The 13,673-nt window shown below is 67.8% G+C and carries 15 protein-coding genes; 9 read left to right on the top strand and 6 right to left on the bottom strand.

Annotated features, from left to right (window positions below):
* Positions 1–32: 32 nt before the first annotated feature.
* From rsmI to ACNI3Q_RS11735, 4 genes are all read left to right on the top strand, one after another.
* A complete protein-coding gene (gene rsmI, locus ACNI3Q_RS11750) occupies positions 33–878 on the top strand; it encodes a 16S rRNA (cytidine(1402)-2'-O)-methyltransferase (protein ID WP_426276903.1) in 846 nt (281 codons plus the stop codon).
* Positions 871–1,224, top strand: a complete 354-nt coding sequence (locus ACNI3Q_RS11745; RefSeq protein ID WP_426276901.1) for a YraN family protein — start codon at positions 871–873, stop codon at positions 1,222–1,224. Before rsmI ends, ACNI3Q_RS11745 begins: the two co-directional genes overlap by 8 nt.
* 54 nt (positions 1,225–1,278) lie before the next feature.
* Positions 1,279–2,235, top strand: a complete 957-nt coding sequence (gene gshB, locus ACNI3Q_RS11740) for a glutathione synthase (protein WP_426276899.1) — start codon at positions 1,279–1,281, stop codon at positions 2,233–2,235.
* A 165-nt stretch (positions 2,236–2,400) separates the two neighbouring features.
* Positions 2,401–3,000: a DedA family protein gene (locus ACNI3Q_RS11735; RefSeq protein WP_426276897.1), complete on the top strand. Its 600-nt coding sequence runs from the start codon at positions 2,401–2,403 to the stop codon at positions 2,998–3,000.
* Here ACNI3Q_RS11735 and ACNI3Q_RS11730 read toward each other — a convergent pair.
* Together ACNI3Q_RS11730 and ACNI3Q_RS11725 are read right to left on the bottom strand one after the other, a co-directional pair.
* The gene (locus tag ACNI3Q_RS11730; protein ID WP_426276895.1) at positions 2,997–3,893 is read right to left on the bottom strand and encodes a tyrosine recombinase XerC; all 897 of its coding nucleotides are present in this window, start codon (positions 3,891–3,893) and stop codon (positions 2,997–2,999) included. The two genes, ACNI3Q_RS11735 and ACNI3Q_RS11730, sit on opposite strands and share 4 nt — an antisense overlap.
* 4 nt (positions 3,894–3,897) lie before the next feature.
* Positions 3,898–4,821: a hydrogen peroxide-inducible genes activator gene (locus tag ACNI3Q_RS11725; RefSeq protein ID WP_260020335.1), complete on the bottom strand. Its 924-nt coding sequence runs from the start codon at positions 4,819–4,821 to the stop codon at positions 3,898–3,900.
* Positions 4,822–5,172: 351 nt separating this feature from the next.
* Here ACNI3Q_RS11725 and ACNI3Q_RS11720 point away from each other — a divergent pair, with 351 nt between their 5' ends.
* The gene (locus ACNI3Q_RS11720) at positions 5,173–5,577 is read left to right on the top strand and encodes a hypothetical protein (protein ID WP_426276892.1); all 405 of its coding nucleotides are present in this window, start codon (positions 5,173–5,175) and stop codon (positions 5,575–5,577) included.
* A complete protein-coding gene (locus tag ACNI3Q_RS11715; RefSeq protein ID WP_426276890.1) occupies positions 5,561–5,830 on the top strand; it encodes a hypothetical protein in 270 nt (89 codons plus the stop codon). Before ACNI3Q_RS11720 ends, ACNI3Q_RS11715 begins: the two co-directional genes overlap by 17 nt.
* 6 nt (positions 5,831–5,836) lie before the next feature.
* Here the strand turns inward: ACNI3Q_RS11715 and fsa are convergent, their stop codons facing one another.
* Positions 5,837–6,490, bottom strand: a complete 654-nt coding sequence (gene fsa, locus ACNI3Q_RS11710) for a fructose-6-phosphate aldolase (RefSeq protein ID WP_260020338.1) — start codon at positions 6,488–6,490, stop codon at positions 5,837–5,839.
* Between the two features lie 131 nt (positions 6,491–6,621).
* Between fsa and ACNI3Q_RS11705 the strand changes: the two genes are divergently transcribed.
* Positions 6,622–8,106: a diguanylate cyclase domain-containing protein gene (locus tag ACNI3Q_RS11705; RefSeq protein WP_426276888.1), complete on the top strand. Its 1,485-nt coding sequence runs from the start codon at positions 6,622–6,624 to the stop codon at positions 8,104–8,106.
* Positions 8,107–8,137: 31 nt separating this feature from the next.
* Here ACNI3Q_RS11705 and ACNI3Q_RS11700 read toward each other — a convergent pair whose 3' ends face one another.
* Positions 8,138–8,818 (bottom strand): DUF4197 domain-containing protein, encoded by a 681-nt coding sequence (locus tag ACNI3Q_RS11700; protein ID WP_426276886.1) that lies wholly within the window; start codon positions 8,816–8,818, stop codon positions 8,138–8,140.
* Positions 8,819–8,918: 100 nt separating this feature from the next.
* Between ACNI3Q_RS11700 and ACNI3Q_RS11695 the strand changes: the two genes are divergently transcribed.
* Entirely contained in the window at positions 8,919–11,090 is a 2,172-nt protein-coding gene (locus tag ACNI3Q_RS11695) for a primosomal protein N' (RefSeq protein WP_426276884.1), read from the top strand.
* Here the strand turns inward: ACNI3Q_RS11695 and ACNI3Q_RS11690 are convergent.
* Positions 11,075–11,377: a hypothetical protein gene (locus ACNI3Q_RS11690; protein ID WP_426276883.1), complete on the bottom strand. Its 303-nt coding sequence runs from the start codon at positions 11,375–11,377 to the stop codon at positions 11,075–11,077. The genes ACNI3Q_RS11695 and ACNI3Q_RS11690 overlap by 16 nt on opposite strands.
* Before the next feature lie 139 nt (positions 11,378–11,516).
* Between ACNI3Q_RS11690 and ACNI3Q_RS11685 the strand changes: the two genes are divergently transcribed.
* Positions 11,517–13,040 carry a trypsin-like peptidase domain-containing protein gene (locus ACNI3Q_RS11685; RefSeq protein WP_426276881.1) on the top strand — a complete coding sequence of 508 codons (1,524 nt, stop codon included), beginning with the start codon at positions 11,517–11,519 and terminating at the stop codon, positions 13,038–13,040.
* Positions 13,041–13,205: 165 nt separating this feature from the next.
* Here ACNI3Q_RS11685 and ACNI3Q_RS11680 read toward each other — a convergent pair whose 3' ends face one another.
* Positions 13,206–13,586 (bottom strand): hypothetical protein, encoded by a 381-nt coding sequence (locus ACNI3Q_RS11680; RefSeq protein WP_426276879.1) that lies wholly within the window; start codon positions 13,584–13,586, stop codon positions 13,206–13,208.
* Positions 13,587–13,673 lie beyond the last annotated feature (87 nt).

The raw sequence follows: 13,673 nt of genomic DNA, 5'->3' as shown, positions 1-13,673 counted from the left end.
CCTGCCGCCTCAGTCATGCCACTCCCGTCCTCATGCACGCCGAACTCTCGCCCGGTCTCTATATCGTCGCCACGCCCATCGGCAATCTCGGCGATCTCTCGCCGCGCGCCGCCGACATCCTTTCCCGCGCCGATGTCATCGCGGTGGAGGACAGCCGGGTCACGGCGGGCCTCCTGCGCCATATCGGCATCAAGCGGCCAATGACACCCTATCATGACCATAATGCCGATCAGGTCCGCCCTGGCCTGATCGAACGGATGGCACGACAAGTGGTTGCGCTGGTCAGCGATGCGGGCACGCCGCTGATTTCCGACCCGGGGTTCAAGCTTGTGCGCGATGCGCGGGCGGCCGGGCATCTGGTTGTCACCATTCCCGGTCCCTGCGCCGCGATTGCCGCTCTGACGCTGGCCGGGCTGCCGACCGACCGGTTCTTTTTCCTTGGCTTTCTGCCCGCCAAATCGGGGGCGCGGGCAGAGGCAATCCGCGAGGTCGCAGGCATCCGTGCAACGCTGATCCTGTATGAATCCGGCCCCCGCCTTGCCGCCTGCCTGACCGCGCTGGCCGAGGGTCTGGGGGATCGCGAAGCGGCGGTGGCGCGCGAAATCAGCAAGAAGTTCGAGGAATGCGTCACCGGCACGCTGGTTCAGCTTGCCGAACGCTATGCCGATGCCCCGCCAAAGGGCGAGATCGTGGTGATCGTCGGCCCGCCCGCCGATGCGCCGCCCCCCGCCATCGAGGATGCCGACGCCGCGCTGGCCGAGGCGATGACCCGCCTGCCCGCGTCAAAGGCCGCAGGCGAGGTGGCGAAGCGCTTCGGCCTCGACCGGCGCGAACTCTATGCCCGCGCCATGGCGCTGAAGGGCGAAGCGGATGCGTGACCGCCGCGCAGCAGAGGCGATGGGCCGGGCGGGTGAAGACAGTGCCGCCCGCTGGCTGGAACAGCACGGGTGGCACATCCTGGACCGCCGCGTGCGGACCCGGGCGGGAGAGGTCGACCTGATCGCCGCCCGTCCCGGCCTGATCGCGTTTGTCGAGGTAAAGCTGCGCGCAACCCCCGCCGACCTGGATTTCGCCATCGACGAGCATCGCCTGGCCCGGGTTGCGGCGGCCGCCGAGGCGCTGGCGCATCGGTACGCGACCGAGGGGCAGGATATCCGCATCGACGTGCTGCTCATCGCGCCCGGTCATCCGCCCCGGCATATCGAGAATGCGTGGATCGGGTGACATATGCCGGGCCAGCCCCTATCTGCCCGCCAGCTATCTAGGGGACGATCCACCATGCCGCTGACCGTCGCTGTCCAGATGGACCCGCTGGACACCATCAACATTGCGGGCGATTCGACCTTTGCCCTGATGCTGTCCGCCCAGGCGCGCGGCCACCGGCTGTTCCATTATCTGGTTCAGGACCTCAGCTGGTCCGACGGGCGGCTATGGACGCGGACGCATCCTGTCACCGTGCGGCGCGAACCGGGCAATCACTTCGATCTCGGCGATCCGGTCAATCTTGATCTGGGCGATGAGGCGGACGTGGTGCTGATGCGTCAGGATCCGCCCTTCGACCTCAGCTACATCACCGCCACGCACCTGCTGGAGCGGATCAGCGACCGCACCCTCGTCGTCAACGATCCCCGTTCGGTCCGCGATGCCCCCGAAAAGGTCTGGGTCCTCGATTTCGCCCGCTTCATGCCGCCGACGCTGGTCACCCGGTCCTATGAGGAGGCAAAGGCGTTTCTGGCGCAGCACGGCGCGATCGTCGTCAAACCGCTGCACGGCAATGGCGGCAAGGCGATCTTCAAGATCGACGCCGATGGCCAAAACCTGTCTTCGCTGATGGAAGTGTTCAACACCGCCTATCGCGAACCGCACATGGTTCAGGCGTTCCTGCCGGACGTGGCACAGGGCGACAAGCGCATCGTGCTGGTCGATGGCGAGGTTGCGGGCGCAATCAACCGCATCCCCGGCGCTGGCGAAATCCGGTCGAACCTGGCGGTCGGCGGTTCGGCGGTGCAGGCCGACCTGACCCCGCGGGAGCGCGAGATCTGTGCCGCGCTTGGCCCAGAACTGAAACGGCGCGGCCTGATCTTTGTCGGCATCGACGTGATCGGCGGTGAATGGCTGACCGAAATCAACGTGACCAGCCCGACGGGCATCGTCGCCATCGACCGGTTCAACGGAACCGACACCGCCGCCATGATCTGGGACGCGATCGAGGCGCGGGTCGCGGCGCGCGGCTGATCATGCGCTGCGTGCGATTGCCGCGCTCGTGCGTTGGGGCGGCATGACCCAACGCGATCTCATTGCGTCATTGCCAGCGCAGCGAAGCAATCCAGTCCCGTCGATGGATTGCTTCGCTGCGCTCGCAATGACGGTTGTCCTGATTGAACCCCAGAAGCAGACCCCATGACGGACTGGATTCTCGACTGGATCGCCTGGGGCGGATATGTCGCCATCTTCCTGTTGATGGCGCTGGAAAACATCGTGCCCCCGGTGCCGTCCGAAGTGATCATGGGCTTGGGCGGCATGGCGATCGCGCGCGGCGACATGAGCTTCTGGCCGCTGCTCGTCTGGGGCACGCTGGGCACGCTGGCCGGCAATTACTGGTGGTACTGGGTGGGCCGCCGGGTCGGCTATCACCGCCTTCGCCCCTTTGTCGAACGCCACGGCCGGTGGCTGACGCTCGACTGGGCGGACGTGGAGCGGGTCCACCATTTCTTCCTGCGCCATGGCGGGATCACCGTGTTCGTGTTCCGGATGCTGCCAACCTTTCGCACGATGATCTCGCTGCCCGCCGGCATGACGGGAATGTCGGTGTGGCGCTTTTCGCTGTGGACGCTTGCGGGCAGCAGCGTGTGGAACGCCGTGCTGATCGCCGCGGGCTATTATCTGGGCGCCAATTTCCGCGAACTCGACCGCTATGTCGGGCCGATCGCGGTCGCGATGACGGTGGGGATCATCGTCATCTATCTCTATCGCGTCATCACCTGGAAAAAGGAGGATTAGGCGCGCGGATGGGCGTTGCGATACACGTCCATCAAGTGCGCTGCATCGACGCCGGTATAGACCTGTGTCGATGACAGGCTGGCATGGCCCAGCAACGCCTGCAGCGAGCGCAGGTCTGCCCCCCGGCCCAGCAGGTGCGTGGCAAAACTGTGGCGCAGCGCATGGGGCGTCGTCCGTCCGTTCAGGCCCAGCCGCACCCGCGCCGCGCGCACCGACTTGCGGATGATCGCAGGCGACAACGGCCCGCCCCGCGCGCCCCGGAACAGCACGGCGTCGCGCGCCGTGCCATAGGGGCAGAGCCGCACATAATCCTCGATCGCGGCGCGCACCGGCGGCAATACCGGCACGATCCGCGTCTTGGCCCGCTTGCCCGTCACCACCATGGTCTCGCCCAGCGGCAGGATCGCCCCGGTCAGAGCCATCGCCTCCCCGATGCGCAGCCCCGCGCCGTACAGCAGCAGCAGCACCGCCCAGTCGCGCGCCGCGATCCATGGCTCATCCGCCTGTTCGGCCACATCTTCGGCCAGCGCGACCGCCTCGTCCGGGCTGACCGGCCGGGGCAGACCCTTTTTGACGCGCGGCCCTTTCAGCCGGGGCAGCGCCGCCCCCTCGCCGCCTGCCCAGGCCAGGAACCCGCGCACGGCCGACAGCTCGCGCGCGGCAGAGGCGTTCGTCAGGCCATCGGCGCGCCGATGCGCCAGGAACGCGCGCAGGTCGGCCGCATTCACCCCGCCCAGCGCCGGTCGGTCGACCGGCCCGCCCCAATGCCCCTGCAGAAACGCGATCAGCCGTTCCGCCGTCGCCTGATAGGCGCGGACCGTGTGCGCCGACCGCCGCCGGTCGCGCGTCAGGTGCCGGGCGTATTCCAGCGGCAGCGGCGGCGGCCCCTCCATGCCCCTAATTTCCGGCGGGTTCGCGCCGCGTCAGGATCGCACGGGCCAGGTCGGCAATCCGCTCGCCCAGCGCGCGATATTCCGTTTCGTATGCCGATCCGTTGCGCCATGCGAGCGCGATCGATCGATAGACGTTCCAGCCGGGGATTTTCAGGATTTTCAGGCTGGAACTGCCGCCGACTTCCGACGACAGGTACAGGCCGGGCAACAGGGTCATGCCCATGCCGCTGGCCACCATCTGATGCAGGCTGTCCAGGCTGGTGCCTTCATAATCCGGGCTGATCGCCATGCCGTGATCGCTGGCGACCTCGGCCAGCTGGCGGTGGAAATGATGGCGCGGATCCATCGACAGCATCACTTCGCCGCGCAGGTCCGCAATCGTCACCTCGTCGCGCCGGGTCAACGGATGGTCGGCCGCCACCACGGGCAGCAACGGTTCGCGGAACAGCGGCTCGATCACCACGCCCTCCCCGCCGATCGGCAGCGGCCCCAGATGCAGGTCGATCTGCCCGCGCGAAAGCTCCAGCGCCTGATGCGCGGGAATCCCTTCGCGGACATACAGGCGCAGGTCCGGCGCATATTCGTGCAGGCGCGAAATGATGGGCGACAACAGATACGGCCCCAGCGTCGGCGTGGTGCCCAGCCGCAGGGTGCCGGACAGGCCATGGCGCCCCTGCCGCGCCACCGCCTCCAGCTCGCGCACGTCGCGCAGGATCGCGCGCGCCCTGTCGATGATCGCTCGGCCGATTGGCGTCGGGATCGCCCCGTTCGCCCGCCGCTCCACCAGTGTGATGCCCAGTTCTTCTTCAAGCACGCGGATCTGCTGGCTCAGCGTCGGCTGGGACACATTGGCGCTGACCGCAGCCTGGCCGAAACTATGCGCATCGGCGATGGCGACGAGATATTCGAGTTGGCGCAGCTTGACCATGGGCACTCCCCTTTCGGCAGGACATAGCGAAAACCTATCAAAAGTACCATCCTAAATCCATTTGAGCTTTGGGTTGGTCGCGGGCATTCCTTTTTCAGCGGGCCAATGTCCCCTTGCCCCCACCGGTCCGCAACCGCAGAGCCTGTTCCCAAAGCCGATCCACGCGACATGGACGGCGGGGCGCAGACAGGACGCGACCAAGGTCTTGCGCCCGTGGCTCTGCGCCGGCCGGGAGCCCCCTGACCAGGGCTCCCGGTCGGACCACCCGGGATGGCGGCCTGCCCGCCGCCATCTCACCCATGGGTCGGCCATGTTCGCATGGCGCGGACCCGCAGATGTATGGAGAGGGTTATGCCGACGTCGTTATGGCCGATCATGGCACTGCTGCTCACCCCTGCCCCGGCAAAGACAGTAGTGATCGAAAACCGGACCGAACGGCCTGTCCATCTGCGGGAAAACCGGATGCCCGGCCATTTCGTCAACGCTCCCACCGCGCGCATTGCGCCCGGATCGGCGGAATGGCTGGGCAGCCCATTGGGCAAGATCATGGTGCCCGTGTCCGAGGCGGACCAGCACCGGCTGGAACTCAGCTATGTCGATGAACAGGGCAATGGCTGCCGCTTTGTCGCCGCCATCGAGGCGCACAGCAATGCCTGGGTCCGGTTGCGGCCCGCCGCCTCCGCCATCGGAACCGCGCGGTGCGAGGCGCGGACCGGCCGAACCGTCGGGGATTTCGTCTATGTCATCGCCGGATGACGCACCGCTCGGCACGGCCGTCCCGGCCCTGTTCGATGCCGCGCTGATCCGGGCGATCCGCGACGGGCGACCGGCCGGGGTTTGCGGCATGATCGCGGTGGCGCACCGGCTGAAACGCGATCTTGGCGCATCCGGCGTTCGAGTCGCCCGGCTGGCGGCGCGGGCCGTGATCGGTACCAGCGCGCCCCCCGCGACGGAGCGGCGCGCGCTGGTCCGTTTTCACACCAGCGCCCGGCCGCCGCGCCGGGACTGACCCGCCTCAGGCGATGGTTTCGCCAGTCTTGGCCCAATCGGCCATGAACCCCTCAATCCCCTTGTCGGTCAGCGGATGCTTGACCAGCTGGCGGATCACGGCCGGCGGGGCGGTCATCACATCCGCGCCGATCCGCGCCGATTCCAGCACATGGACGGGGTGACGCACGCTGGCGACCAGGATTTCCGTGCCGAACGCGTAGTTGTCATAGATCAGGCGGATGTCGCGGATCAGGTCCATGCCATCGAAGCCCAGATCGTCATGCCGCCCGACAAAAGGCGAAATGAACGTCGCGCCCGCCTTGGCCGCCAGCAACGCCTGGTTCGCCGAAAAGCACAGGGTCACGTTGGTCATCACGCCCTGGCTGCTCAGCGCCTTGCACGCGCGCAGGCCATCCAGCGTCAGCGGCAGCTTGACGCACACATTGTCGGCGATCGCGCGCACCACCTCGGCCTCGCGCATCATGCCGTCATAATCCAGCGCGACCACCTCGGCCGAAACCGGTCCGTCGACCAGGCCACAGATTTCCGCCACGACCTCAAGAAACCGGCGACCCGATTTGTGGATCAGCGAGGGATTGGTGGTCACGCCGTCCAGCAGGCCGGTTGCGGCCAGATCGGCGATCTCGGCGGTGTCGGCGGTGTCGACAAAAAACTTCATGATATCCCTCTTGCGGTCGGCGGAGTCGCCCTCGCCGCCCTTTCGCCCATCCGCAGGTCGCGGGCAAGGGCGGCCCGAACGGGATCGCCGCGGCACCAGTTGTTAACCAAACCGGCGCTAGACCATGCACCATGCTTCACGCCCATGACTTTGCCTCGGTTCAGGACGAATACCGCCTTCATCTGATCGAATCGTTGAGTCTGCATCAGGCAATGGCCGGCAGCGAGCTTCAACAGATTGCCGCACTTGCCGCCGATCTGACGAACGCGCCGACCGCGCTCGTCACCCTGGTCGATGATTGCCAGCTATGGGCAAAGATCCGGGTTGGCTCGGACACGCCCGGCATGTCGCGGGAAACCACCTTTTGCGACCTCGTCGTCCGCGACGACCAGATCGTCGTGATCGAGGACGTGTCCGCGGACCCGCGCATCCGCGACAATCCGCACACGCGGGGGGCGGACGCGGCCTGCGCCTATGCCGGTGCCCCGCTGCGCCTGCGCGAACCGGGTGGCGGCCTGCTGGTCCCGATCGGCACCCTGTGCGTGATGGATGTCAGGCCACGCACCTTTACCCCCGAACAGGTGGAACAGCTTCAGGCGCTGGCACTGGTCGCGGAACGAATCATCCAGATGCGGGGGGCGATCGTCGCTGCCGAACGCCGGTCCGATGCCTATCGCGATCAGGCCCTGGCCCTGCGCCAGCAGCGCCGCACCTTTGAACAGGCAGAGCGCATGGCGATGATCGGATCGTGGCGCATGACCTTGCCCGACCGCAACGTGACATGGTCCGACGGCGTGTTCCGGATTCACGAACTGGATCCGGGCACGGACATCTCGCTAATCAGCGCGCTGGATTTCTATCCGCTCCACGCCCGCGAAACGGTGGTCAACGCGCTGGACGAAGTGATCGCCACCGGCAAGCCGATGCACCTTGAGGTCGATTTCGACACCGCCCGCGGCCGTCGCCTGCGCGTGCGCTCGATCGGCGAACTGGAGCTGGAGGATGGCCGGCCGGTCGCCGTCACTGGCCTGATCCAGGATATTACCGACCGCTACCGGATGGAACGGACCCTGCGCCGGTCCGCCAATGTCGATGAAGTCACCCGGATCGGCAATCGCGCGGCCTTCAACCGCGAACTCCAGGTCGCGATTGATGGGGCGGCGCGCGGCGACCACCCCCTGACGCTCCTGCTGATCGACCTTGACGGGTTCAAGGGCGTGAACGACACCCACGGCCATATGGCGGGCGACGACATTCTGCGCGCCGTCGGCCGCCGGATGCGCGCGCCCTATCTGGCCAGTTCCTTTGCGGCGCGGCTGGGCGGCGACGAATTTGCCGTGATCCTGACCGATCCCGCGCTGTGCCGGGATGCCGGGGGCCTGGTCGAACGGCTGCTGTGCGACCTCAAGATGCCGGTTCATACCAGTGCGGGCCGCCTGCCGATATCGGGCACCATCGGCTATGCCGAATATGGCCCGCTCACCGGGTCACAGCGCGAATTCATCCACCGGGCCGACACCGCCCTGTACGAGGCAAAGCGCATCGAACGGGGCACGGCGCGCCGCTATTCCGGCCTGTTGTTCCGGCCCGGCGGCCATACCCGCGGCGCGGACTGACCCCGCGCCGCCCCGCCCGCATCCGGCGGGCTTACCGGATCAGGCCGAACACCGATTCCAGTACCGGATCGCCGGTAGAGCGCGGATCGGCGCGGATGCCCGCTTCCTCCCGCCCGATGGCGCTCCAGATCGCGCGGGCGGCCGACCCGGACACGTCGCGCTGGATGCCGGTGAAATCCACGCCCGTCGCCGCGCCCAGCAACTGGCCCAGCACGCCGCCGTCCAGTTCGCGCAGCGCGCCGCCCACTTCGGGAAACAGCGCATCGACGATCCGGTCGCCGACCGACCGTTCCAGATAATCCGTCGCTGCCTGCGGCCCGCCGCGCACGATGCCGATCGCATCGCCAAAGGTCATCCGGCGGATCGAATCGTACAGGATCGGCGTCGTCCGTTCCGCCGCATCCCATGCCGCATCGTTGACCAGCCGCAGCAGCTGTCCCTGCACAACGGGCGTGCGCAGCAACCGCTGAAGCACGCCGCCCGCCTGGTTGCTGGCCAGCCGTTCCGGCACGCCGATGCGCAGCACCGCGTCCCCGAAAAACCCGTCCTGCGCGGCCAGCCGCGCAAAGGCGCGCTGTGTCGACAGCGTCAACAGCCGTCGGATCGCCTCGTCCATGCTGGCCATGCCGCCCATGCCGGTACACCCGGCCACCAATGGCAACGCCGCCATGCCGATCAGCAGATGGCGGCGCCGGATCATACCCTCGATCATATGCTCACTCCCTTGATGCGCTCCCCATAACGCACGGGGCTGGCCAGCGGATGAACGGGCGGGGTTTTCGGAACGGCATGGAACCGCGATATGGGGGGTCATGGCATCCTCCCGCGCCCGCGTCATCGTTCTCAATTCCGCGCTCGGCCCGCTCGATTATCGCGTGCCGGCGGGAATGACCGTTGCACCGGGCAGCATTGTCGTCGCCCCGCTCGGTCCGCGCCAGATGCTGGGCGTGGTGTGGGAGGAGGAACGCCTGCCCGGCGAAACGGTGGGGGACAACCGGCTGCGCAACCTGATCGCCGTCGCCGATGCGCCGCCCGTCCCGCTGCCGCTTCGCCGGCTGATCGAATGGACGGCGGACTATTATGTCGCCCCGCTTGCCTCGGTGCTGCGCATGGCGCTGGCCTCCACCGCTGCGCTGGCGGGCGACCGCACGATCATCGAATATCGCGCCACCGGCCTGGTCCCCGACCGGCTGACGCCGCAGCGCGACCAGGCGCTGGCCCGGATCGGCGCGCGGCAGGGCACGATCCGCGAGCTTGCCGCCATGGCCGAAACCTCCGACGCGGTGCTGCGCGGCCTCGTCAAGGCGGGCGCGCTGGAACCGGTTGAGGCGATGGCCGACCGCCCGCTGCCCGTGCCCGACCCCGCCTTTGGCCCGCCGCGGCTCAGCGCCGAACAACAGGCGGCGGCCGATGCGATCACCGCCGCCGTCGATGCCCGCGCCTTCGCCCCGTTCCTGCTCGACGGCGTCACTGGCTCGGGCAAGACCGAAACCTATTTCGAGGGGGTGGCCGCCGCCATCGCCACCGGGCGGCAGACGCTGGTGCTCCTCCCCGAAATCGCGCTGACCGAGCCGTTCCTGAAACGGTTCGAGGCGCGGTTCGGCTGTGCGCCCGTCGCATGGCATTCCGACCTTCGCGCCACCCAGCGCCGCCGCGCGTGGCGCGCCATTGCCAGCGGCGAGGCGCTGGTCACGGTCGGCGCCCGCTCCGCCCTGTTCCTGCCCTATCGCGACCTGGGCCTGATCGTCGTGGACGAGGCGCACGAGACGAGTTTCAAGCAGGAAGAGGGCGTGCATTATCACGCCCGCGACGTCGCGGTGATGCGCGGCCGGTTTCAGGGGTGCCCGGTCGTGCTGGCCAGCGCCACCCCGGCCATCGAAACCCGGGTTCAGGTTGCGATGGGCCGCTATGCCGAACTCAAGCTGCCCGGCCGCTACGGCCCCGCCGAACTGCCGTCGATCGAGGCGGTGGACCTGATCGCCACGCCGCCCGATCGCGGCCGCTGGCTGGCCCCGCAACTGGTCAAGGCGATCGACGCCACGCTGGAACGCGGCGAACAGGCGCTTCTGTTCCTCAATCGGCGCGGCTATGCCCCGCTGACCCTGTGCCGCACCTGTGGCCACCGGTTCCAATGCCCCAACTGCACCGCATGGATGGTCGAACACCGGCTGATCGCGCGACTGACCTGTCACCATTGCGGCCACACGATCAAAAGCCCGGATCACTGCCCGGAATGCGAGACGGAGGATTCGCTGGTCGCCTGCGGCCCCGGCGTCGAACGCATCGCGGACGAGGCGCGCGCGCTATGGCCGGAAGCGCGCACCGCCATCGTCACCTCGGACACGCTCTGGTCCCCTGCCCGCGCCGCTGAGTTCGTCGCGCGGATGGAGGCGGGGGCGATCGACATCGTGATCGGCACGCAACTGGTGACCAAGGGGTATCATTTCCCCAACCTGACGCTGGTCGGGGTGGTCGATGCCGATCTTGGCCTGTCGGGCGGCGATCTGCGCGCGGCCGAACGGACGTTTCAACAGATCATGCAGGTCGCCGGCCGGGCCGGGCGCGGGGAAAAGCCGGGCCATGTCCTTATTCAGACGACCCAGCCGGGCGCAGCGGTGATGCAGGCGCTGGTGAACGGCGATGCCGACGGCTTCTACACGGCAGAAACAGAGGCGCGGCGCGAGGCGGGCGTGCCGCCCTTTGGCCGTTATGCCGCGATCATCGTGTCCAGCGAGGACAAGGGCGCGGCAGAGGCGACGGCCGATGCGCTCGCCCGCTCCGCCCCGCGCGGCGATGACCTGCACATCTATGGCCCCGCCCCCGCTCCGCTCGCCATGCTGCGCGGCCGCCACCGGATGCGCCTCCTCGCCCACGCCCCCCGCTCGGCCCCGCTGCAGGATGCGATCCGCGACTGGCTGACCAGCGTCGAATGGCCCGCCAAGGTCCGCGTCGCGGTTGATGTCGATCCCTATAGCTTTGTTTGATCCCTTCCTCGCCGCCACAGACTGGGCCGGTGCGGGCGGACACGATCGGGATCAATGAACCTGTCCTGCGGCGGGGGGCTGTAATTCATCTGCCATTCGCCGAACAGGATGACGCAGCAGACCAGCCAGAGCACCCATCCCAGCGCGTACATGGCGACCACCACCGCAAAGCGGACTGGATGATCCCCTGCGACGATCGTGCCATGGCGTCGCACCTCGATCGACCCGTCGGCCAAGTCCATGCCGAACCCGATCAGCCCGATCAGAAACAGGATGGTGGCGGCCAAGGGCTTCCATGGCCGATCTTTGATCCTCACGCCGAACTCCTGGCACAGTATGGCGGGCACCGGTCTTGGCCCAAAAGATGAAGAATGGGTTCAAGCTGCGCTCGACAGCGCACAGTCGCGCCTCTAATCCTCGCCACCGATGGTCATCCGGCTGATCCTGGCTTTTGCTTTCCTGATCGGCCTTGGCGCGCCCGCCCGTGCCGATGACATCGCCGCATCGTCGCGCGGCGTCGTCCGCATCGTCACCATTGCGGTCATCGATGACGAGGTTGTCGATTTCAGCCATGGCAGCGGCTTTGCCGTCGCGCCCAACCGCATCGTCACCAACGCCCATGTGGTGGAGGCGGCGGCCCGCTATCCCGGCAATGTCATCATCGGCGTGGTGCCGTCAGAGGGGGCCCGCGCCGTTCAGGGTCGGCTGATCGCGCTGGACCCGGACCGCGACCTTGCCCTGATCGAGTTCGACGGCGTGCGCCTCAGCCCGCTGGTCCTGTTCACCGGCCCGATGGGCGAGGGTGAGGCGGTCGTCGCGCTCGGCTATCCCGGCAATGTCGATCTGGCGACCGCCCGCTCGGCCCGCGATTTCATCACGCCCTTGTCTCCCGTCCGCTCGCAGGGCGTCCTGTCCGGTCAGCGCAGCCTCGTCGGGACCAATGTCCTGCTGCACACCGCCAGCATCGCGCGCGGCAATTCCGGCGGCCCGCTGCTCGACCGGTGCGGCAGGGTGCTTGGCGTGAACAGCGCGCTGACCCGCGGCGAGGAAGGGGACAGCAGCTTCGGCATCGCCGTGACCGAGGCGGAGCTGGCGGCTTTTCTGCGCGAGGCGAAACAGACGGTGCGCACCATCGGCGTGCCCTGTATCGGGGCAGAGGAATTGCTGGAACAACAGCGGGAGGCGGAGGATCTGGCCGCCGCACGCACCGCCGACGCCGCGCGGGCCGCCGAACAGCAAAGTGCCATGGAACGCGCCCGACGCCTCGACCTTGCCCGCGCGGAGCATCAATCGGTGCGGGAAAACTTCATTGCTGCGGCCGCGCTGGCGCTGGCATTGTCCGTCCTGTCGCTGGGCGGGGCCGGGTTGCTGGCCAACCGGGGAAGGAAGGGGCCGGCCATCGCCCTGGCCGTCCTTGGCGGGCTGCTGATAATCACGGCGATCCTTGCCTTCCTGCTTCGCCCGGGCACACAGACCCTGGCAGAGGCGGGCCGCGACTTCGCCGCCGTGCCGCCCGCCGTCCGTGCCGCGCAAACCGGGCCGATGACCTGCACCATCCTGACCGAGCGCAGCCGGATCACCGTTTCCGAAACACAGGACGTTCCCATCGACTGGCGCGGCGATGGCTGCATGAACGGCACCACCCAGTACACGCCGGCGGGTCAGGCTTGGGAACGGGTCCTTGTCCCCGCAACCGACACCACCGTGTCCGTGATGCGCTATGATCCGGCCAGCATGACGCTGACCGACAGCCGCTATTACCTGCCCGCCGCGCGACTGGCCGAGGCGCGGCGACTGCGCGGCGGCGTGACGCAAAAGGCGTGCTCAACCGACCGCACGACGCTGGATCAGCTGGCCCGCGATCAGGCTGCGCTTCGCCAGACCTTGCCCGCGCGGCCCAATGAATGGCTCACCTATCGCTGCACGCCCGCACCCGGTGGGAAGGAATAGGCGATTGCCCCCAATCGCTCGTCCTGAGCCTGTCTAGGGACACATTCCGACAATCGGCACGCAGGGCAGCATCCTTCCATAAGCTCAGGATGAGCGGACATGGGTCGCCAATCGCCACGCTAAACGACTGATTGGCGATCAGGCACCCTCATTCGCCCGGCCCGGTCAGCGGCGCCAGCCGCGCCTTCCGCCGCTGCGCCAGCCCCGGTCGAAATCGTTCCAGTAGGGCCGGACCGCCCGGCGATCGCCGCGCCAGCCATGATGGCGCCCCTGCCAATATCGCTGCTGATATCCGTTCCAGCGATAGGGGCGTCGATACCGGTCATACACGTAATAGCCGGTGCCGGGATAATAATAGCCGCGGTGCCAGCCCCAATAGGGGTCGCCCCAGCTGGGGTCATACCAGTCATCGGCATAGCCGATGGGCCCGCCGATCCCGACAGCGACCGAGCTGTAGCCATAGCCGCCATAGCCATAATCGGTGCAGGCCGTCAGTCCGGCCCCCGCCACGATCGTCAGGGCCAGTGTCTTGAGCGCATGGTTCATCGCATCCACTCCCGTTCCGTTGATGCAGGATGGTCCCATTCCGACGCTGAGCGGCGGCTGAACGACCCGTCATCGCGGAACACGCGG

Source organism: Sphingomonas eleionomae (assembly GCF_049889035.1).
GTDB lineage: Bacteria > Pseudomonadota > Alphaproteobacteria > Sphingomonadales > Sphingomonadaceae > Sphingomonas.
Note: the sequence above shows the minus strand (reverse complement) of the source record. Positions and strands in the feature narration are given on the sequence as shown.